Raw genomic sequence first — 20,443 nt, forward strand, 5'->3', positions numbered from 1 at the left:
TTTTAGTTCTCAAGAAAATATGAGATGAGGGGGTGGGAATCTATAAAGCAGATAAAATCCAATAGCAGAAACCAAAATAGATTAAAAACATGCCAATGATAGCGATAAAGATGAATAACATGAGCACACATGTTATCCATCTTTTTACACTAATGCGTTAAGCGTATTCCTGCATAAAATCATCGAGGTTATCGTTGATGATTTCAATTTCGTCACCGGTAAATTGAGCGATATGAAATAACGCTTCACCTTCATTGGTCACCGGAATGTTACTGTTACCAATAATAATGCCATCTGACGGCGCTAAAAGCGGGCATGGCTCTCCGCCTAAAGGGTTAACAATATTGGCTAACACTTGCCCTTTCGACACCCGCTCACCTAATTTGAGCTTAATATTAACCAACCCGTCAGCTTCACTGCGAACCCAATAGCTGCGGCTTGCATTGACACTGGTCGTCGCCTTAACTTTACCTTTTAGCATGCCAATACAACGCATCACATTAATGACGCCATTGAGGCCTGACTTAATCGACATATCACTAAAACGTAATGCTTCACCCGCTTCGTATAAAATACACGGAATATCAAGGCTGTTAGCGAAACCACGCATCGAGCCTTCGCGCGCTTTTGATGACATCACCACAGGCGCACCAAACGCATTAGCCATAGCCAACATGGTTTCATTATCGGTATCACAACGAATTTGCGGTAAATTTTCGCGGTGAATCGCCCCTGTATGTAAATCAACAATGTGAGTTGCACGTTTAACTAACGTGCTACTAAACAAATGCGCTAAACGACTGGCCAGAGCACCTTTAGCCGACCCAGGAAAGCAGCGGTTTAAGTCACGGCGATCAGGCAGATAACGTGATTGTTGAATAAAGCCAAACACATTGACAATCGGCACCACTAATAAGGTTCCAGTTAAGGTTTTAGCATTCACACGACCGAGCAAGCGTCGACATATCTCAATGCCATTTAACTCATCACCATGAATAGCTGCGCAGACTAATAATGTCGGCCCAGGCTTAGTGCCGTGGAAAACTTCCACATGCAAATCCATTGGCGTATCGTTATACAGTTTTGCAGCGGGCAATTTTACACTCAATTGAGTGCCTGCCTTTACGCTTACATCACCAATAACAAACGGTTCGTGCTTTTTTACCATTAACCGACTCCTTTAGTCTTCGAGCTAGTAGGCTTAACGTTTTTTTCAATAAATTGAATAATTTTTTCTGCCACATCAATACCAGTGGCTTTTTCGATACCTTCAAGACCGGGTGAAGAGTTAACTTCCATCACTAACGGGCCATGTTTTGAACGTAAAATATCAACACCAGCAACATTTAATCCCATGGTTTTAGCTGCGCGAAGTGCTGTTGAGCGCTCTTCTGGAGTTAATTTTACAATGCTGGCAGAGCCGCCACGGTGCAAGTTTGAACGAAACTCACCGGGTAATGCTTGACGTTTCATGGCAGCAATAACACGATCACCAATCACAAAACAACGAATATCTGCACCACCAGCTTCAGCGATGTATTCTTGTACCATAATGTTGGCTTTTAAGCCCATAAAGGCTTCAATGACTGACTCTGCAGCTTTGCGAGTTTCGGCTAACACCACACCAATGCCTTGCGTTCCCTCTAGCAATTTAATCACGCAGGGTGCACCACCAACCATATCCAATAAATCAGGCACATCAGCTGGCTGGTTTGCAAAACCCGTTACGGGTAAACCAATGCTTTTGCGAGATAAAAGCTGTAAAGAACGCAGTTTGTCGCGAGAACGAGTAATGGCAACGGATTCGTTTAACGGGTGAGTGCCCATCATTTCAAATTGACGAAGTACCGCAGTACCATAAAAGGTCACAGATGCGCCAATACGTGGGATCACCGCGTCAAATTTAGGCAACTCTTCACCGCGAACATGAATGCTAGGCGCATTCATGTTGATATTCATATAACACTTTAATGGATCGATAATTTTAACTTCATGACCACGAGCTTCAGCGGCTTCTTTTAGTCGACTAGTCGAGTAAAGGTTGCGGTTTCTCGACATAATGGCGATTTGCATGTTGTTATTCTCCTGCTAAAAACGACTCTGCCGAATTAACTAAAAAACGCCCTTCTAACGCGCGTCTGCCGAGTAACATTCTAAATTTCATGTGGTCTCGATTAGTTAACGTCAGCTCAATATCAAATTGTTGTTTGCCGATAATAATCGGCGTTTTTATCACGTAGCGGTTAGTCACATGACCACCAGAGTCACTGACTGCTCGGCGATCAAATACAGGGAATTCGCACACTACTTCTCGGACTGAGTCTTGCTCTGGGTGAAGCCAGACTCTAACCCACTTTTGTTTTTCTTTTTGAAAAGGCTTTATTTTAAACGCATGTAAACAGGACGTTTTTGCGCCAGTATCCACTTTGATTTTGACTCTTTCGTTGCCAATCTCAGGAAAAGTGCCCCACTCTCGCCAACCCACAATACCGAGGGAGTGTTCAGTCATGGTCAATCCTTTCTTGTAGAGGAATTCTCATTCCAGAGTGTAATCTATCAATATAATCTATGTTCGATTATCTACTGTTATATCGCTAATCTGTGACTTAATTGTCATCATTGTGACTCTGCTCAATATATTCTGATACAGTTTCACGCTCAGTTATTACACTAACATGTTAATCCATCACAAGGTGATAGGAGTCAGTGAATAGCGTTACATATGAGAAAATAGAGAAATAAAAAGTCACAAGAGAAGGGATAAAACAACCTTTGAGTTAATTTTACCATTAACGCTTTATTTATATCAAACTAACATTGAGCCTATGTTAAAAATAAATCAAAAACTCAGCAAGTTATAGGCACAATGAGCCAGACAAAAAAGCACCAAAAATATACATTAACTTTTAATATGTGACGACTAACACCGCATTAAAAATAAAAAAACTAAATTTTGTCCACATTTAAGACCGGGTAATGAGTAACGTCAGTGTCACTCATTAATCAGATTGATTATGATGTGGCATTATTCAATATGTCATGCATTTCATAAAAGGTATTTTATGTTTAGCCAACAAAGCTTTGATTTTTTAGCCCTTCTCACCGCTAATAATGACCGAGAATGGTTCAAGATAAACCAGTCGCAATATGAAGACAGCGTTCGCACCCCTGCACTGAATTTTATTGAAGCCATGCAAGGCCCCATTTTAGCTCTCTCGCCTCGGTTTACCGCAATACCTAAAAAAGTCGGTGGCAGTTTAATGCGCCCACAACGGGACAGCCGCTTTAGTAAAGATAAAACACCGTACAAAACCAATGTCGGTATTCAATTTAGGCATTTTCAAGCAAAAGATGTGCATGCACCGGGCTTTTATGTGCATGTGGCCAATGATGAATGTTTTATTGCTGCAGGTATCTGGCACCCCGAATCCCAAGCATTAAACGCCATTAGACACTGCATTGATGAAAACCCTAACGGCTATAAAAAAGCCTTAGCGACATTAAAGCAAGCTGGGTTTGAATTAACGGGTGACAGTTTGATCAGACCGCCACGGGGATTTGACAGCCAACACCCATTAATTGATGAGCTTAAACGTAAAGATTTTATCGCCATTAAGCCCGTCACTAAAGCACAAGTTTGCAGTGACAACTTTGTCGAATTTTGCAGTAACGAGTTTGAGCAAACGCGCTCATTGATGGCCTACTTGTGTTTTGCATTGTCTTTAGATTTTTAATGCAAACAACATTTTTAGCCGCAGCAACTAACACAGCAGACCTATGCGGTTTTCGCCTAAAGGCATGGTAAACTAACGGCATATTGCATTAAGTTGCACCAATACTTTTGCTATTTTGCCACATCAGGTTATTTAATGAGTCAAACACATTCTGCTAAACCCTTTCTGTCAGTATTTAATGACAGCATTGTTATTGATGCCAGTACTCCCGCGCAAAAACGTGCACTGAGTTATGCCACCACTATCGAAATGCTGTTTAACCAAGTCATGAACAGCAAAATGCCTGCCGATAGGATTATTGGCCAATATTTTCGTGAACACAAAAAACATGGTTCAAAAGACAGACGTGTCATCCGTGAGAGTTTATTTGGTTTGTTTCGTTGGTGGGGCTGGTTAAGTCAGTTACAAAGCGAGCAGCCACACGTAACTTGGTTTAGACAGTTAAGTGCTTGCGCCGCACTTGAGCAACACGCTTGGCACGATATCACTCAAGCATGGGACACGATAGCCGCATGGACGCCAACAGAAATACCGCCTACAAACAGCGACAGTATTAATGACAAACTCGCGTTATTTATGTCGTTATCAGGCCTAACCGCCTGTCAACTTAGCGATTTGCTGCCCAACTGGTTCTGGCAAACGTGTCCTGTTGTTTCAACAGATCAACTCGCCGTAGTTGAAGCAATGACCAGTCGCCCGCCAATATGGGCTCGTGTGCAGAGCATGAAGACCACCGCTGCCATTGCACAACTGAATAAAGCCGGTGTTGACGCCATGGCCAGTCAATACTTTGCAGACGCCATTAGCTTGGGTCATAAAAGCATTAACCTCAATGAAATTGACACCTACAAGCAAGGGCACCTTGAGATCCAGGACTTAGCCTCGCAAGTCATTGGCCAAATCTGTCAACCTCAAACCGATCACATCTGGTGGGATGCGTGCAGCGGCGCAGGAGGTAAAACCTTACAGCTACGCTCGTTAATGTTACAACAAGATCCACAAAGCACTGGCACGATTACCGCGTCTGATATCCGTAATAAGCCATTAGAAGAACTCAACAAACGAGCTAAACGCGCGGGCTTTAACAACATTAATGTCGCTCCGTGGAAATCTGATGCCTTACCGGTAAGTGCAGACACATTTGACGGTGTGCTAGTTGACGCTCCTTGTAGTTGTACAGGGACCTGGCGACGCAATCCTGATATGCGCTGGTTAGATGATGCAAGCGCGGTGACCGATAAGCCAGCGCTACAATTGGATATTTTAACTCGCAGTGCTGCTGCCGTGAAATCGGGAGGGCAATTAGTGTATGCAACCTGCTCATTGTCACCAAGCGAAAACGAGCACGTGGTTGAGGCATTTTTAGCACAAACCAATGAATTTGAATTAGTGCCTGTGATCCACCCATTTACAGGTGAATCGTGCAGCATGCTCACTATATGGCCGCAAGTTGCAGACAGTGATGGTATGTTTGTCGCTAAAATGCACCGCAAGTAGATACTGAATCATCGTGAAATAAAAACGCCATCAAATTTGATGGCGTTTTTATTTCACTCGTTGTAATGATTATTTTCTATGCAGTCGCAAAATCAGTTCAGCTTCTGCTTTAGGTAACTCGCACTCTTGCATTAACTCTTCCACACCAGCCCCTAAGCCCACCATTTTAACAGCGCGAGAATATAACTTAGCTTGTGGATCTTGTTGGCTGGCTTCTTCAAGCATCTCTGACTGTTGAGATAGCCTTTTTTCTAATTCAACAACTCGACGGCCAACTCCGATAGTACCGCTGCGGAGCTCATGCAATTCACGCTTTACAGCTTCACGCTGACGATCGCTTTCTTTAACTAATACCGTTATCGCATCGACTTTATTTTTCAGTTTTCGGGATTGTTTTTGTAAATAAAGCACAAAGCCAAGACAAGCAATAACGCCAACTAAAGCTGCAATTAAAAATTCATCACCCATTAACATACCTTTATTGCGCTATTGGCTAAGCAAAAGCCAACACATGATTAGGCTGGCTTTTTGAGACAAGGTTATGATTAAAGCTGAGTTAATTCAACCCACTCTTCGTCAGATAATAATTTATCAAGGTCAACCAAAATCAATAGCTCATTGTCGCGGTTGCTCACACCTTGAATAAACTTAGCACTTTCTTCAGTGCCTACATTAGGGGCGTTGTCGATTTCTGAACGACGTAAATAAACCACTTCAGCAACGCTATCGACCAAAATACCAATCACTTGTTTTTCAGCTTCAATAATCACGATACGAGTTGAATCATCAAGCTCTGCAGACTGCAAACCAAAGCGTGAACGAGTATCAATCACCGTGACCACGTTACCGCGCAAGTTAATAATCCCTAATACATAATGCGGTGCACCTGGCACTGGAGCAATTTCGGTATAACGCAATACTTCCTGAACTTGCATCACATTAATGCCGTAGGTTTCATTGTCTAACTTAAATGTTACCCACTGTAATACTGCATCGTCTTTACCTGCAGCAACCGCTGCTACACTTCTAGAATCGCTCATAGTTAACCTCGGTCAATCGAATCCTGACAGCCTAAACCTGCATCAAGCATTTCGATTAATGCTTGAACATGCAAAATGCCACACATTTGTTGTTTTACTACCCCAGCAAGCCATGGGCGCTTACCCGGTTTTTCACGCCAATTGACGTGTGATTTATCTATTTTAACGGCATTAACCAGTGATTCACATGTTAATCCCCAAGCACTGTCTTCTAACATAACAAGATATTGATAATCTACTGTTTCAGCCAGCTCCGGTGTATATTTTTCGGGCATAACCCAAGCACAAGTATCAACCACATTAATTTTACTGTCACGGTGTGTCTGCACACCTTTAAACCATGATGGACGGCCAATAATGTGATTAATTCTGTCGATCTTGATGATACCGCCTAAACTAACCAGTGGCACCGCTAAGGTTAACCCTGCAACATTAAAGAATAACACCTGAAACTCATCGTCTAATACTTCTTGTAGATTATGAGTAATACTTGGCGGTGTTGCCCCTGTTTGGGTTTGCGCCTGTTGCTGTAATGCCTTCTCTTCAGCAAGCTTATCATGCTTAATAATAGCTTCTTTTAGTTCAGCTAGCTCGCTATTGTCAGTTTTTATATCGACTAACGGTTTGATTTCTTTATTCGTTAGTGATTTATTTTGTAAGTTTGCACTATCTGTCGCAGGTTTCTCAAGGGTTTTGATCTCAGTTTGACTAATTGCCTGACGAACACGTTCCGCACTGGCCTTTATTTGCTGCTTTATATCTACATTTGGAGTTGCAGGCTTAGAAACCACTGACAATAGTTTTTCAAGTGCGAGTTTATCCACAACAGATGCTGGTTCGGCAAAGTCTCTGTTTGTGGTTGATTGAGTAATCGATACTTGTGCACTAGTGACTAAAGCCGATTGATTACTGCTACGCGGTGTATCAAGTGTTCTTTTATCTGGAGTCGTCGGTTTAGCTTGTGCTGCGTTAACCTTTGCCGATTGAGATAAAGCTTCAGCATCGGCAACAGATTCCGAATGCTGACTCGGCTCCTGTAATAAAAGACTGAAATAATCAAAAACAGTTTCATCAACCGATTTTGACATGGGCAAACTCCCGAGCGTATAAAAAATCAAGCAGGCGATTATATGCTTTCACCCCACGGCTTGTCGCAGAATAATGCGATGCAGGTAAATGCGCTAAGCTGGCATCTCTAAATTTAGTGTCAACGGGTATCACATCATTAGGCCACAGGGTTTGGCCGTATTTATCTTGTAAGAACTGTAACGCAATGGGAGATGCTTTAGTGCGCTTGTCATACATTGTGGGTAAAACAGTATAGCTATAACGTGTTTTTTTAGAGCGCCCCATGATTTCCATGGTTTTTACCATTCTTTCTAAGCCTTTAATCGCCAAAAACTCGGTTTGCACTGGAATAATAATATGTTGGCTTGCAGCTAATGCATTCACCATGAGTACGCCAAGTACGGGAGGACAATCAATGATTGCGACATCGTACTTATCTTCCACTAGCGCCAATAAATTACGTAACACCAAACCCATGCCTTCTTGATGCCCTAATGAGCGGTCTAACGTCGCCAATGCCATGTTAGCAGGTATGATGTCTAAACCTTCGATTTGCGTGGGTATGACATTTTGCAATATTAATTCTTGGGTTAATGCTTGATGATTTAAAAATACATCGTAGAGAGAACCTGGCACTTCTTCTGAATCAATGCCTAAATAATAGCCTAAAGAGGCATGCGGATCGGTGTCAATCATTAACACCCGTTGACCACGTTTGACTAACGCTCCCGCGAGGCTTGCAACTGTGGTGGTTTTACCCACACCACCTTTTTGATTTGCTACCGTCCATACTTTCAAAAAAAGCCTCTCAACTTATCATTATGTGATGGAATGTTTATTGCTGTTTATCATCACGGGTGGTCACCCGTATACCGCCATTAGGTAAGCTTATCACTTTAACCCCTTGCGCATTTTCGGACACTATAACTTCTTGAGTTTGAAATGTCTGTGCGCTGTCAGGCGATTGTAGCAAGTGGCTATCTTGAGACTCGGCGGCATTATTAACCCCAGGGCCAATTAACACACTTTGCGCTTCATCTTGAGTACCGGTTTCAATAATAGCTTGAGTCTGTTCAGGATGTTGGCTTAACCAACTAGCAATATTAGCAGCTTGTTCTTCAGGCACCATCAATAACACTTGTGATGATTTTAACTGCTCAATTTCTTGAGTCATTAATGCCATTTTACGTCTAGAATCAACATACAAGCTTGCCAATACTATGATAGTAATACAGCATAAAAACAATATTAGCATCAGCTTAGTCGAAAAAGCACTGGTTGACTTAGCCACGACTGGTCTCTTTTAAAATAGCATCAGCCATGTGCTCAAGCGCAATCGAATGAGTCACCAGACCAGCTGACGCAACTGCTTGCGGCATACCATAAACCACGCAGCTTGCTTCATCCTGGGCCCAAATGGTTGCTCCGACGGACTTGAGCATTCTGGCCCCTTCGCGACCGTCGGCGCCCATGCCGGTGAGCACCACTGCCAACACATCACTGCCAAAAGCTTTTGATGCTGAGGCAAAAGTAATATCGACCGAGGGTTTATAATTCATGTCGCTGGTACCTGAGACAACCTTTAAGCGTCCAGCGCCCCCATTACGTTCAATCATCAATTGCATTCCGCCGGGCGCAAGATAAGCACAGCCAGGACGCATCACATCGCCGGTTTCGGCTTCTTTGACATTGATTTTACACAGCGTATTTAATCGTGCAGCAAAAGCTGGAGTAAACGCAGCCGGCATATGTTGAATCAACACAATAGGATGCGGGTAATTAGCAGGAAACTCAGTTAACACTTTTTGCAACGCTACCGGGCCGCCAGTAGATGTACCGATTAACAAGGCTTTATATTGCTTGCCGCTAGCACGAATGCTAGAGGTAGACGCGGGAACTGAACTCGGACGCTCTACCCCAGTCGGTATACCACGGCGAGCTGTTAACGTTGCACTAGGGGTTGTCGATGCCACATCAGAGTTAGATCGGGATGTTAATGGTCGACGAGCTGTAGTTGGCGTTGAATGAACCAAAGCACTTACCCGGCGAGTGTCTATTGAGCTTGGCGTAGACGCACTAACCGGACGGTACATTCGTCTACGTCCCAACGCTTTAATACGTTGTTGTAATTGACTAATAGCTTCGTCTTTATTGGTGGCAATATCTTCAAAACGTTTAGGTAAAAAGTCGAGCGCCCCTGCTTCTAATGCATCAAGCGTTGCTTTAGCACCGTCGTGGGTTAATGAAGAAAACATCAAAATAGGGGTTGGATTGCTTGCCATGATTTCACGGACAGCACTGATCCCATCCATCACTGGCATTTCGATATCCATAGTGATGACTTGAGGCTTTAGCTTTGCAGCCATCTCAACGGCTTCTTTGCCATTGACAGCAACAGCAACGACTTCGAGATCAGGATCTTGATTAACAATCTCACTGACTCGACGTCGAAAAAAGCTAGAATCATCTACAACTAATACTTTTATGGCCATTTAATTCCTTAAATAATGGAACTTTTATTTTTATTTTTTGTTTTTGGCGTAATGTTTTAGTAAACCAGGAATATCCAGAATAAGGGCAATACCACCGTCAGAAGTAATCGTTGCGCCTGCCATACCAGGAGTACCTTGCAACATGCTGCCAAGCGGTTTGATAACCACTTCTTCCTGACCAATTAATGCATCAACGACAAAACCAATTTGCATTGTACCTAATTGCACAATCACAACATGACCATGTTTTTTATCGCCATGTTTAAAGGTCGTCTTTTTACTGTGCAACCATTGCTCTAAGTAAAATAATGGTACGGCTTTATTGCGGAAAATCACCGTTAATTGACCATCTACAATATTGGTTTTGCTTAGATCTAAATTAAAGATCTCATTAACACTTGATAATGGTAAGGCGAAAACTTGTTTCGACACATCAACCATTAAGGTTGGCATAATAGCTAAAGTTAACGGTACTTTGATCTCAAGCACAGTGCCTTTGCCCTTCATGGAGTCAATATGCACGGTACCATTTAACTGGTTAATACGTGTTTTAACTACATCCATGCCAACGCCACGCCCTGAAATGTCGGAAATCTCAACCTTAGTTGAGAAACCCGGCGCAAAAATCAGGTTATAGGCTTCGTTGTCTGTCATTCTCGCAGCGGCATCTTCATCCAATACCCCGCGGGAAATCGCAATTTGTTTCAATTTATCAGGGTCCATACCGGCACCATCATCCTCGATTTTAAGCAGGATATGGTCGCCTTCTTGGCTGGCAGATAAAGTAATAGTCCCTGAACGAGGTTTACCATTCGCCTCACGCGTAATTGGCATTTCAATACCATGGTCAACGGAGTTTCTCACTAAGTGGACTAATGGATCGGCTAACGCTTCAACTAAGTTTTTATCAAGATCGGTATCTTCACCAATCATGATTAAATCGATCTCTTTATTTAAGGTTCGTGCTAAATCTCGAACAACCCGCGGGAAGCGACCAAATACTTTCTTAATTGGCTGCATACGGGTTTTCATTACGGCGCCTTGCAGATCAGCCGTCACCAAATCAAGGTTGGCTAACGCTTTAGACATTTCTTCGTCTTCGCGAGTAATACCAAGGCTCACTAAACGATTACGAACTAACACTAATTCGCCAACCATGTTCATGATGTCGTCAAGACGAGCGGTATCAACACGAACGGTTGTTTCACCTTGTGGAACTGCTGGTGCTTTAGCAGGAGCGGGGGCTAATGCTTTATCTTTAGCCGCTTCAGCTTTAGGGGCTGGAGGAGTCGCTTTCACTGGGGCGCTAGTTGGCGCTGCAGGTTTAACGATTTCAGTCGCTTTAGGTGGCGCAGACGCATTGTTTGATGCTGGCGCTGGTGATTTGCCAACGGCTGGAGCGGCACCTTTGCCATGCAACTCATCTAATAAACGCTCAAACTCGTCATCCGTGATTTCATCAGAATCAACCAAAGGTTCAACAACGGGTTCAGCCGGTTTTGGTTTTTCTGCAGCCGGTTCATCTTTGGTTTTAAACGAACCAGAACCATGTAATTCATCAAGTAAGGCTTCAAATTCGTCGTCGGTTATTTCGTCACTACTTGACGATGCCGCTGATGAAGGCGTTTCGATTGTTGCTGATGATGCATTTGATGTGGGGCTTTTACCTGTGCCATGAAGCGCATCGAGCAGTGCTTCAAACTCAGACTCATCGATCTCATCAATACTTGATGTTGACTCTGAAACTTCAGGGTTAATGTCTTCAACGTATTCAGGTTCGACAACGTCGATCGCTTCTTCAATAATCTCAGGTGCTACAGCGGCCTCGCCCATTTCTGAAGGTAATGGCGCGCCAGAACTTAATAGTTTTAATTTTGAGAGTAGTTCAGCATCTGCAGGATCTTGCTGTTGGCCCTGTTGTGTTTGAGCAAACATTGAATTAATTGCATCAACGGCTTGCAAAATAATGTCCATTAATTCTGCATTGACGCCGCGCTTACCTGTACGTAACAGATCAAATGTGTTTTCAGCTTCGTGACAAACGTCAACCATTGGAGTCAAACTTAAAAAGCCTGCGCCCCCTTTTACCGTGTGAAAGCCACGGAAAATGGCATTTAATAAATCACTGTCATCAGGATTATTTTCAAGAGCAACTAACTGCTCTTGTAGAAGCTCTAAAATCTCACCAGCTTCAATTAAAAAGTCCTGGAGTATCTCTTCATCAACATCAAAGGACATTAAATTGACTCCTAATTAGAAACCCAGACTTGATAGCAGATCGTCAACTTCATCCTGACCCGTGACCACGTCTTCGCGCAACTCAGCGTTCATGATTGGGCCTTCTGCCTCTATCTTATTATCGTTAACGTTCGGTAATGATTCAGCTGTATGCTCACCAAATACAGTTAGCATGGACACTAAATTACTTTCTACCTCGCGCACCAATTCAATCACACGACGTATCATCTGACCGGTTAAATCTTGGAAGTCTTGCGCCATCAAAATTTGATTAAGCAATTCACGCAGTCGGTTAGAGTCGTGCTCACTGTTTGACATAAATTGTTGAACGTCGTAACAAAGTGATTTGAATTCACCTAGCTCAATATCACGGCGCATCAATTTATCCCACATTGGAGTCACTGATTGAATGTTACTAATAATGGTATCGGCCAAAGGCAGACATTCTTCAACTGCATCCATGGTTTTATTTGCAGCTTGTTCTGTCATATCAATAACGTAGTTTAATCTTTCTTTGGCGTCTGGAATTTCAGTGTTAGCTAATTCAGACAAACGGTTATCGACTTGAAAATCCTTGAGTGCACTGTGCAATTGGCGTGTCAGTTTACCGACTTCTTCAAACAGCTCGCGCTGAAGCGGAGAAGCCAGTTCTCTAATGACTTCGTCAGCTTGTTCTTGCATTCCCGCAGAAAGCAGTTCAACAAGTTGCTGGGCCTGTTCGAGAGTGATTAACCCCGATAATGATGCCTGCATGACTTATCCTTGCTTATGCGAGTCGTTCAAAGATTTTGTCTAACTTTTCTTTTAACGTAGCTGCGGTAAAAGGTTTAACAACATAACCGTTTACGCCAGCTTGGGCCGCAGCAATGATTTGTTCGCGCTTAGCTTCAGCGGTCACCATTAATACGGGTAAATGTTTCAGTGAATCGTCTGCTCGAATTGCTTTAAGTAAATCAATCCCCTGCATTCCTGGCATGTTCCAATCTGTTACAACAAAGTCAAAATCGCCTTTTTGTAACATCGGTAAGGCCGTTGAGCCGTCATCTGCTTCTTGAGTATTATTAAATCCCAAGTCTCGCAACAAGTTCTTAATGATACGTCTCATTGTTGAAAAGTCGTCAACAATAAGAATCTTCATATTCTTGTCCAAGGTTTCCTCCGGTGAGCTAACAATCGTTTGCTCTATAATTAGTTATTATTCTTGTGTCCAATGCTTGAGTTTCGCTTTTAACCGGAGCATAGCCTGACTTAATATCTGGCTAACTCGCGACTCGCTGACTTCAAGGATGGCACCAATTTCTTTTAAGTTTAATGCTTCGTCGTAGTATAACGACAGCACTAACGCATCTCTTTCTGGCAATGTTTTAATTGCTTCGACTAGCGCAGATTGGAATTGTGTCTCAGCAAGAGAGTCAAATGTTTCATCTGGTGATTCGTCATCTGTGATTAACACATCCTGAGAAACACCAAGATCTTCTATGCCTATGATTTTCCCCACGGAAACATCATTTAAGATATGATGGTACTCATCAAGAGACATATCAAGCTTTTCAGCTATTTCTGTGTCACGTGCATCACGGCCTAACTGTTGCTCTAGTTCATCAATGACTTGAGCAACACGACGATTGTTACGATGAACAGAGCGCGGAACCCAGTCACCACGACGGATTTCGTCAATCATTGCCCCGCGAATACGAATACCGGCAAAGGTTTCAAACTTAGCCCCTTTACTGCCATCAAATTTTGATGACGCTTCAAGTAGCCCCATCATGCCGGCTTGCAATAAGTCGTCTAGTTGCACTGATGCTGGTAATCTTGCCAACATATGATGAGCAATTCTTTTCACCAACGGTGCATACTGTTCAACAATCGATGTTTTGTTATCGAACTGAGTATACGCTGCGGCTTTATTCACTCGCTCTTTCCTCTTCTGTTGACTTACGTTGTACTAAACGTTCAACAAAAAACTCTAAATGACCACCCGGTTGCTGTGGAATAGGCCAAGTCATAATTTTGTTAGCCAAACCATGGTAAGCAATCGCTGATGGAGACTTGGGGAAAGCTTCAACAACTAATTTTTGTTTACGGACAGATTTACGTAAGTTCTCATCAAAAGGAACAGTAGCAACCAATTCGAGTGCCACATCTAAAAATCTATCTGTCACTTTACTGAGTTTAGCAAATAATTCCATACCTTCGCGCAAACTACGCACCATATTTGCCACAATTTTGAAGTGGAACACACCGTGCTCGCGACTTAAGATTTTAATTAAGGCATAGGCGTCAGTAATGGATGTAGGCTCATCACACACAACAATGAGCACATCTTGCGAAGCTCGTGAAAAACTCAACACCATATCTGAAATACCGGCTGCAGTATCGACGATTAGTATGTCAAATTGAGTACGCATTTCGCTAAATGCACGAATTAATCCTGCATGCTGCGCTTGAGTCAATTCAACCATGGCTTGGGTGCCTGAGGTTGCTGGTACAATACCAATGCCTTTAGGCCCACGCACAATGATGTCATCTAGCTCTGCATCGCCAGATAATACATGTGATAAGTTTTTCTCTGCTCGGATACCGAGCATGACATCGACGTTGGCTAAGCCTAAATCAGCATCAAGCACCAATACACGTTTGCCCTTTTCGGCTAATGCAACTGCGGTATTAATTGACACGCTTGTTTTGCCGACTCCACCTTTACCACCGGAGACGGCAATGACTTTAACTTTATCGTTATTTGGTTGATTCATCATACGTAAACCACTTGCTTGATCCCGAGTCATATCTTTACTCAAATGCATAGGCACTGTCGTTTGACCATGCCGTGTCTTGTGACGTTTGTTGTTCTGTATCGTTTAATGCTGTTAGGGCTTGTTTAGCTAATTCTAACGTATCAGCCACTTTCATGTCTTCAGGAACACGCTGGCCGTCAGTCACATAACTTAATGGTAACTCATTTTGAATCAATACGCTCAATGCACCTGCAATTGAGACGGATTCGTCTAATTTGGTCAAAATAGCACCTGATAATGGAATGCGTTTAAAGTGCTCAACGGCATCTTGTAACACACGACGTTGCCCTGTGGCAGACATGACCAAGTAACTGCGGATAGGGATCCTACTATTTGCTGTCAAATTATCAAGTTGTTGATAGAGACGCATGTCACGTTGTCCCATACCCGCGGTATCAATTAACACTAGCTTACGATTTCTAAATTGATACAAAATTTGCTCTAACTCACTTAAATCATGTGCTTGCTTTACTGGGCAGCCCATAATTTTACCATAGGTCGCCAATTGCTCATATGCCCCGATACGATAATGATCGGTAGTAATTAATGCCACTTGCTCTGGGCCATGGTGTGCAGCAAAACGCGCAGCAATTTTGGCAAGTGAAGTGGTTTTTCCTACACCCGTTGGCCCCACAAACGCCACAACACCGCCACGTTTAACAATATCATCACCTTGGTTATCCAGTAGGTTAGCCAAGCTTTGCGGTAATGCTCTAACTAAGTCAGCGGGGGAATAATGCTGACTTAATCCGGCTAGTTTAGCAGCAACCGCAGGAGAAAACTCTGCAGCGACTAATTTACTTTCTAACATTGCGCCCACAGGATCTGTACGCTTTTTATGATCTTTCATTAACGATGACACTTGATGAGTCAATAAGCTTCTCAGTGACGCCATTTCTTCCCGTAATGAATCCATTTCAGCAGAGTGGTTCTTATTGGATTTGTTAGATTTATCTAGCTGATTAACTGGCGCCACACTTGGGCTAGGCTTAGGGGTTTTCGCCCCTTCTAATTGGCGCGCCCATTCAGGCAGTTCAGGCTCATCATGACGGGTAGCGGTCATTTGTTGAGTCATGCGATTGTGTTGCTTTTCAAGTAGGGCTTGCAATGAGTCAGCGGCTGGAGGCGGACTGACTTTTGAATGCGCTTTGACAGCGGGTTTAGCCCCTAGTGATACTTTGTCTTCGCTCACATCCATAAAACTGGTTGTGGGTGCTTGAGAGGCAATGGCCGCTTTTGGCTCGTCGTAGTCAACTGCAGCAACGATTTCGATGCCACCAGTGACTTTTTTGTTTGACATAATGACAGCGTCAGACCCTAGGGTGTCTTTTACTTGAGCCAATGCTGCACGCATATCTTTGGCAAAAAATCGTTTAATTTTCACGTACGCACCTCTTTAAACTGACATTATCACTATTGACCTACCGCAGAAACAATCCTGATTTGTTTCTCATCGGGAATTTCTTGGTAAGAAATCACCCGTAAATTTGGAATAGTGTATTTAACAAATCGTGACAAAGTGGATCTTAGCATGCCAGATGTCAATAATATGGCTGGTTGTCCTACCATTTCTTGCTTCTGGGCAGCGTCTAAAAGTGACTGCTGCATGCGTTCTGCGAGACCAGGTTCAATATTTGGCCCTTCTCCACCTGTCGCCTGCATGGACTTATGCAACATCTGTTCCAATTCAGGTGCCAATGTTATGACAGGGATTTCTAATTCTGGTCCTGAGATTTCTTGCACTATCATGCGTTTTAACGCGATACGCACCGCAGCGGTCAGCACCTCGGTATCATTACTCTTACCGCCATACTCTAACAAGGTTTGTACAATGGTGCGTAAATCACGTACCGACACCCCTTCGTTAAGTAGATTTTGCATCACTTTAACCACCGACCCCAGCGGCATGATGTCAGGTACAAAACCATCCACAAGTTTTGGCGAGTTCTTAGCGAGCATATCCATTAATTGTTGCACTTCTTCGTAGCCCAACAACTTAGCAGCATTATTACTGAGTAATTGACTAATATGGGTTGCAACAACGGTCGCGGTATCCACAACGGTGTAGCCTAACGTTTGTGCATGTTCTCGCTGTTCAGGTGCAATCCACACGGCTTCTAAACCAAAAGCAGGATCACGGGTTTCGATACCATCCAGCTTGCCATATACCTGACCAGGGTTAATCGCCAGTTCACAATCATGTCTCACTTCGGCTTCACCGACCACCACACCCATCAATGAAATACGATACGCATTAGGCGATAAGTCAAGGTTGTCACGAATATGCACTGCTGGCACTAAAAATCCGAGTTCTTGAGACAATTTTTTACGTACACCTTTAATTCGGCCTAATAATTCACCACCTTGTGATTTATCGACCAGTGGGATCAATCGATATCCCACTTCAAGGCCAATTGTATCCACATGGCGAACATCATCCCAGCTCAATTCTTTTGGCTCTTTATCTTTGGTTTCTGCAGGACCTTTTGTCGCCACCGCTAATGCCGCTTGTTTTTTATCCATATTGCGTTTGTAAACAAAATAAGCCGCACCCGCAGTAATGAAAGCAAACGTTAAAAAGGCCACATGGGGCATGCCAGGCACAACGCCCATGATAAATAACAACCCTGCAGCAATAGCTAACGACTTATGATTGTCAAACATCTGACTCATCATCATCTGGCCCATATCACCAGACTCGTTTTGACGGGTTACCATTAATGCCGCGGCAATCGACAATAACAAACCTGGAATTTGCGCGACTAAACCATCACCAATAGTTAATAGGGTATAAATTTCAACCGCACTGGAGAAATCAAGATCATGTTGAACAATACCAATAACAAAGCCACCTAAAATGTTGATGACAAGGATCATAATACCGGCAATCGCATCACCCTTAACAAATTTTGACGCACCGTCCATCGCACCGTAAAAATCGGCTTCACGAGTGACTTCAGCACGGCGAATGCGCGCTTGATCTTGGGTTAAAGTGCCAGCGTTTAAGTCAGCATCAATGGCCATTTGTTTGCCGGGCATTGCATCTAAGGTAAAGCGGGCACTAACTTCAGAAATACGCCCAGCACCTTTAGTCACTACTGCAAAGTTAATAATAATAAGAATAAGGAAGACCACTAAACCCACAGCATAGTTGCCACCAATCACCACAGAACCAAAGGCCTCAATCACCTTACCTGCTGCATCGCCGCCATTATGCCCTTCAAGTAATACGATTCGAGTAGAGGCGACGTTTAATGCCAATCGCAGCAGCGTTGCAACCAATAACACGGTAGGAAATGCAGCAAAATCAAGAGGACGGTCAGTATAAATCGCCACCAGCAATACCACTAAAGCCAGTGCAATATTAAATGAAAATAAGATATCGAGTAGAAAAGCGGGGATTGGCAATACCACCATGCCCAACGCAGCAAGCACCAATAATGGTGTACCTATGCCTTTAAACGTGGCTGGTCTTATTTGTTTAAATTGCCCAAAAGCTGCTTTTGCATCCATAAAAGAGGAACCCTTTGTGTCAGTCTACGGCGTCAAAGGACTGTTAATTGACGCGAATAAACCTACGAAGCAAAAATTAAGCCATATATAGTAAAGCAACAAAGATTAATTGATTTAGTATTTTAAATCGTCAGGAATAGGTTGATTGAGTGGGATAGGTTTAGGCCTGCGACCTTTACCTTTTTGATATTGCCTAAGTTGAAAGACATAAGCTAAAACCTGCGCAACGGCAGTAAATAAGCCCTCGGGCACTTGTTGATCTATCTTGGTGGTGTGGTAAATCGCCCGCGCGAGTGGCGGCGCTGACACAATCGCCACATTATGTTCGCGAGCAATCTCGCGAATTTTAAACGCAACATCATCCACACCTTTGGCAACTAAAAAGGGTGCTGATGAACGGCTAACATCATATTTAACCGCCACTGCGTAATGCTCTGGGTTAACCACAATCACATCAGCATTAGGTACCTCTGTCATCATCCGTCGCTGTGCCATCTCGTGCTGCATTTGTCTAATGCGGCTTTTCACTTCTGGCTTACCTTCGGTATCTTTGTACTCGTCTTTGACTTCTTGTTTGGTCATTTTAAGCTGTTTATTGTGATTCCAGATTTGAAATGGCACATCAATCACCACAATTAATAGCATCGAACTGCACAGTAAAATAAACATCCACACCAACAGATCCAACGCGTGGTATACATTAGCGGGCAGATGATCACTTGATAAGGTTAAAATATCGAAAAAGTAAAAGCGTAATAAAAAATAAGCAGATAATGCCACTACAGAAAATTTAGCTATCCCTTTGGCTAACTCAACTAATGCTTGGGTTCCAAACATCCGCTTAAAGCCATTCATGGGGTTTAATTTACTGCCTTTTGGCATAAAGGCTTTGACCGAAAATGACATACCACCTAAGGCGATATTGCCAATAAACGACACCAATGCCAGCAAGGCAATAAAACTAATCAACGGCCAAGCAAGTTCATTTCCGACCACTCCCCAAACACGAAACATCGAGTTGGTATCAAATATTTGGTCGCGCTCCATTGTGAAAATTTGTTTCATCATGGTGTACAGACTGATGGCGATTGACGGCCCCGTCATTGCAAAACCCACCGATGCAGCGAGTAATACTGCTGCAGTGCCTAACTCTTTTGAACGAGCGACTTGGCCTTTTTCACGTGCTTGCTCAAGTCGCCTCCCGGTGGGGTCTTCTGTGCGCTCTTGACTACTATCATTTTCTGCCATGCCGCCTCCTTAAAATACGACAACAGCATCTGTTTGACATTGAAGTTGCAATACATCGCACATCAATACCTGTGCTGCCTGCCAAACTTCATCAAAATGCGCCATGATAGGACTCAAAGTTAACCATAAAATCAACAAGCCGCTGACCATGGTTACAGGGAAACCGATTGAGAAAATGTTGAGCTGCGGTGAAGCTCGTGTCATCACACCAAACGATAAGTTAATCAATAACAGGGCAACAATCGCAGAAATTGACATGGTTAATGCAGAGCCAAACATAAAGCTACCCCACTCTGCCAAAGCGCGGTAATTGGCAATAGCGATACCTTGAGTTGACACCGGAATGGTTTCAAAGCTGGCCACCAGCATTCTAAACATCAGCAAATGGCCATCAACGGCTAAAAATATTAACGTCGACAATAATAAAAAGAAGTTGCTCACTACCGGCGTTTGCTCACCAGAGCCAGGGTCGACCATTGAAGCAAAACCTAAACTGGTTTGCATACCAATAATTTGCCCTGTTAACACAAAGGTTTGCATCACCATTAATGTAATAAACCCTATCGTCACACCAATCAAAATTTGCTGAGCAATGACAAACACTGAGCTAAATGCCATCAGTTCAATGCTATCCATAGGCGGCAAAACAGGCGCGACAGCCATGGTAATGGCCACCGCTAATAACAGTCTGACCCGAGAGGGTGTAGTGTTAGCGCCAAATACCGCCATCACCATCAACATTGACGAAATACGAAAAAATGGCAGCAGGTATGCAGCAATTGTTTGACTGATTTCATCAAACAAAATATCCATGA

The 20,443-nt window shown here is 43.3% G+C and carries 20 protein-coding genes; 2 read left to right on the top strand and 18 right to left on the bottom strand.

Going from position 1 to position 20,443, the window contains the following annotated elements:
• Positions 1-157 precede the first annotated feature (157 nt).
• Genes PQR79_RS05460 through PQR79_RS05470 form a run of 3 tightly spaced genes read right to left on the bottom strand, consistent with a single transcriptional unit; the run spans position 158 to position 2,509 of the window.
• A complete protein-coding gene (locus tag PQR79_RS05460) occupies positions 158-1,168 on the bottom strand; it encodes a succinylglutamate desuccinylase/aspartoacylase family protein (RefSeq protein WP_238107151.1) in 1,011 nt (336 codons plus the stop codon).
• Positions 1,168-2,073, bottom strand: a complete 906-nt coding sequence (gene rimK, locus PQR79_RS05465; protein ID WP_238107150.1) for a 30S ribosomal protein S6--L-glutamate ligase — start codon at positions 2,071-2,073, stop codon at positions 1,168-1,170. Before rimK ends, PQR79_RS05460 begins: the two co-directional genes overlap by 1 nt.
• Before the next feature lie 4 nt (positions 2,074-2,077).
• Positions 2,078-2,509, bottom strand: coding sequence for an ATP-dependent zinc protease family protein (locus PQR79_RS05470; RefSeq protein WP_238107149.1), 432 nt, complete (start codon positions 2,507-2,509; stop codon positions 2,078-2,080).
• A gap of 553 nt (positions 2,510-3,062) precedes the next feature.
• Here PQR79_RS05470 and PQR79_RS05475 point away from each other — a divergent pair.
• Positions 3,063-3,734, top strand: coding sequence for a DUF2461 domain-containing protein (locus PQR79_RS05475; RefSeq protein WP_238107148.1), 672 nt, complete (start codon positions 3,063-3,065; stop codon positions 3,732-3,734).
• Positions 3,735-3,869: 135 nt separating this feature from the next.
• Positions 3,870-5,231, top strand: coding sequence for an RsmB/NOP family class I SAM-dependent RNA methyltransferase (locus PQR79_RS05480; RefSeq protein WP_238107147.1), 1,362 nt, complete (start codon positions 3,870-3,872; stop codon positions 5,229-5,231).
• A gap of 69 nt (positions 5,232-5,300) precedes the next feature.
• On the opposite strand, the gene PQR79_RS05485 is transcribed toward PQR79_RS05480, so the two are convergent.
• The 15 genes from PQR79_RS05485 to fliR form a co-directional block, all read right to left on the bottom strand.
• Positions 5,301-5,699, bottom strand: coding sequence for a DUF2802 domain-containing protein (locus PQR79_RS05485; protein WP_238107146.1), 399 nt, complete (start codon positions 5,697-5,699; stop codon positions 5,301-5,303).
• Positions 5,700-5,776: 77 nt separating this feature from the next.
• Positions 5,777-6,271, bottom strand: a complete 495-nt coding sequence (locus PQR79_RS05490; protein WP_188923600.1) for a chemotaxis protein CheW — start codon at positions 6,269-6,271, stop codon at positions 5,777-5,779.
• 2 nt (positions 6,272-6,273) lie between these two features.
• Positions 6,274-7,359: a chemotaxis protein CheW gene (locus PQR79_RS05495; protein ID WP_238107145.1), complete on the bottom strand. Its 1,086-nt coding sequence runs from the start codon at positions 7,357-7,359 to the stop codon at positions 6,274-6,276.
• Entirely contained in the window at positions 7,343-8,137 is a 795-nt protein-coding gene (locus PQR79_RS05500) for a ParA family protein (RefSeq protein WP_238107144.1), read from the bottom strand. Before PQR79_RS05500 ends, PQR79_RS05495 begins: the two co-directional genes overlap by 17 nt.
• Positions 8,138-8,174: 37 nt before the next feature.
• Positions 8,175-8,630 (bottom strand): membrane anchored protein in chemotaxis locus, encoded by a 456-nt coding sequence (locus PQR79_RS05505; RefSeq protein ID WP_238107143.1) that lies wholly within the window; start codon positions 8,628-8,630, stop codon positions 8,175-8,177.
• Entirely contained in the window at positions 8,623-9,831 is a 1,209-nt protein-coding gene (locus PQR79_RS05510) for a protein-glutamate methylesterase/protein-glutamine glutaminase (RefSeq protein WP_238107142.1), read from the bottom strand. The genes PQR79_RS05505 and PQR79_RS05510 overlap by 8 nt, the downstream gene beginning before the upstream one ends.
• Positions 9,832-9,861: 30 nt before the next feature.
• Entirely contained in the window at positions 9,862-12,069 is a 2,208-nt protein-coding gene (locus PQR79_RS05515) for a chemotaxis protein CheA (protein WP_238107141.1), read from the bottom strand.
• A gap of 15 nt (positions 12,070-12,084) precedes the next feature.
• On the bottom strand, positions 12,085-12,822 hold the full coding sequence (locus PQR79_RS05520; RefSeq protein ID WP_238107140.1) for a protein phosphatase CheZ: 738 nt from the start codon (positions 12,820-12,822) through the stop codon (positions 12,085-12,087).
• A gap of 13 nt (positions 12,823-12,835) precedes the next feature.
• Positions 12,836-13,219: a chemotaxis response regulator CheY gene (gene cheY / locus PQR79_RS05525; RefSeq protein ID WP_007649667.1), complete on the bottom strand. Its 384-nt coding sequence runs from the start codon at positions 13,217-13,219 to the stop codon at positions 12,836-12,838.
• Between the two features lie 45 nt (positions 13,220-13,264).
• A complete protein-coding gene (locus tag PQR79_RS05530) occupies positions 13,265-13,984 on the bottom strand; it encodes an RNA polymerase sigma factor FliA (protein WP_238107139.1) in 720 nt (239 codons plus the stop codon).
• Entirely contained in the window at positions 13,977-14,858 is an 882-nt protein-coding gene (locus PQR79_RS05535; RefSeq protein ID WP_238107232.1) for a MinD/ParA family protein, read from the bottom strand. Before PQR79_RS05535 ends, PQR79_RS05530 begins: the two co-directional genes overlap by 8 nt.
• A gap of 4 nt (positions 14,859-14,862) precedes the next feature.
• Entirely contained in the window at positions 14,863-16,251 is a 1,389-nt protein-coding gene (gene flhF, locus PQR79_RS05540; protein WP_238107138.1) for a flagellar biosynthesis GTPase FlhF, read from the bottom strand.
• Positions 16,252-16,280: 29 nt separating this feature from the next.
• Positions 16,281-18,380: a flagellar biosynthesis protein FlhA gene (flhA, locus tag PQR79_RS05545; RefSeq protein ID WP_238107137.1), complete on the bottom strand. Its 2,100-nt coding sequence runs from the start codon at positions 18,378-18,380 to the stop codon at positions 16,281-16,283.
• 114 nt (positions 18,381-18,494) lie between these two features.
• Positions 18,495-19,628, bottom strand: coding sequence for a flagellar biosynthesis protein FlhB (flhB, locus tag PQR79_RS05550; protein ID WP_238107136.1), 1,134 nt, complete (start codon positions 19,626-19,628; stop codon positions 18,495-18,497).
• A 9-nt stretch (positions 19,629-19,637) separates the two neighbouring features.
• A complete protein-coding gene (fliR, locus tag PQR79_RS05555) occupies positions 19,638-20,441 on the bottom strand; it encodes a flagellar biosynthetic protein FliR (RefSeq protein ID WP_238107135.1) in 804 nt (267 codons plus the stop codon).
• Positions 20,442-20,443 lie beyond the last annotated feature (2 nt).

The organism is Shewanella metallivivens (genome assembly GCF_028750675.1).
Classification (GTDB): domain Bacteria; phylum Pseudomonadota; class Gammaproteobacteria; order Enterobacterales; family Shewanellaceae; genus Shewanella; species Shewanella metallivivens.

What these genes read in the sequence shown, in the direction of transcription:
- PQR79_RS05460 (WP_238107151.1), bottom strand. Translation starts at nt 1,168, where the DNA reads ATGGTAAAAAAGCACGAACCGTTTGTTATTGGTGATGTAAGCGTAAAG.
- PQR79_RS05470 (WP_238107149.1), bottom strand. Translation starts at nt 2,509, where the DNA reads ATGACTGAACACTCCCTCGGTATTGTGGGTTGGCGAGAGTGGGGCACT.
- PQR79_RS05480 (WP_238107147.1), top strand. Translation starts at nt 3,870, where the DNA reads ATGAGTCAAACACATTCTGCTAAACCCTTTCTGTCAGTATTTAATGAC.
- PQR79_RS05475 (WP_238107148.1), top strand. Translation starts at nt 3,063, where the DNA reads ATGTTTAGCCAACAAAGCTTTGATTTTTTAGCCCTTCTCACCGCTAAT.
- PQR79_RS05535 (WP_238107232.1), bottom strand. Translation starts at nt 14,858, where the DNA reads ATGACTCGGGATCAAGCAAGTGGTTTACGTATGATGAATCAACCAAAT.
- PQR79_RS05495 (WP_238107145.1), bottom strand. Translation starts at nt 7,359, where the DNA reads ATGTCAAAATCGGTTGATGAAACTGTTTTTGATTATTTCAGTCTTTTA.
- flhB (WP_238107136.1), bottom strand. Translation starts at nt 19,628, where the DNA reads ATGGCAGAAAATGATAGTAGTCAAGAGCGCACAGAAGACCCCACCGGG.
- fliR (WP_238107135.1), bottom strand. Translation starts at nt 20,441, where the DNA reads ATGGATATTTTGTTTGATGAAATCAGTCAAACAATTGCTGCATACCTG.
- PQR79_RS05515 (WP_238107141.1), bottom strand. Translation starts at nt 12,069, where the DNA reads ATGTCCTTTGATGTTGATGAAGAGATACTCCAGGACTTTTTAATTGAA.
- flhA (WP_238107137.1), bottom strand. Translation starts at nt 18,380, where the DNA reads ATGGATGCAAAAGCAGCTTTTGGGCAATTTAAACAAATAAGACCAGCC.
- rimK (WP_238107150.1), bottom strand. Translation starts at nt 2,073, where the DNA reads ATGCAAATCGCCATTATGTCGAGAAACCGCAACCTTTACTCGACTAGT.
- PQR79_RS05510 (WP_238107142.1), bottom strand. Translation starts at nt 9,831, where the DNA reads ATGGCCATAAAAGTATTAGTTGTAGATGATTCTAGCTTTTTTCGACGT.
- PQR79_RS05485 (WP_238107146.1), bottom strand. Translation starts at nt 5,699, where the DNA reads ATGGGTGATGAATTTTTAATTGCAGCTTTAGTTGGCGTTATTGCTTGT.
- PQR79_RS05520 (WP_238107140.1), bottom strand. Translation starts at nt 12,822, where the DNA reads ATGCAGGCATCATTATCGGGGTTAATCACTCTCGAACAGGCCCAGCAA.
- PQR79_RS05490 (WP_188923600.1), bottom strand. Translation starts at nt 6,271, where the DNA reads ATGAGCGATTCTAGAAGTGTAGCAGCGGTTGCTGCAGGTAAAGACGAT.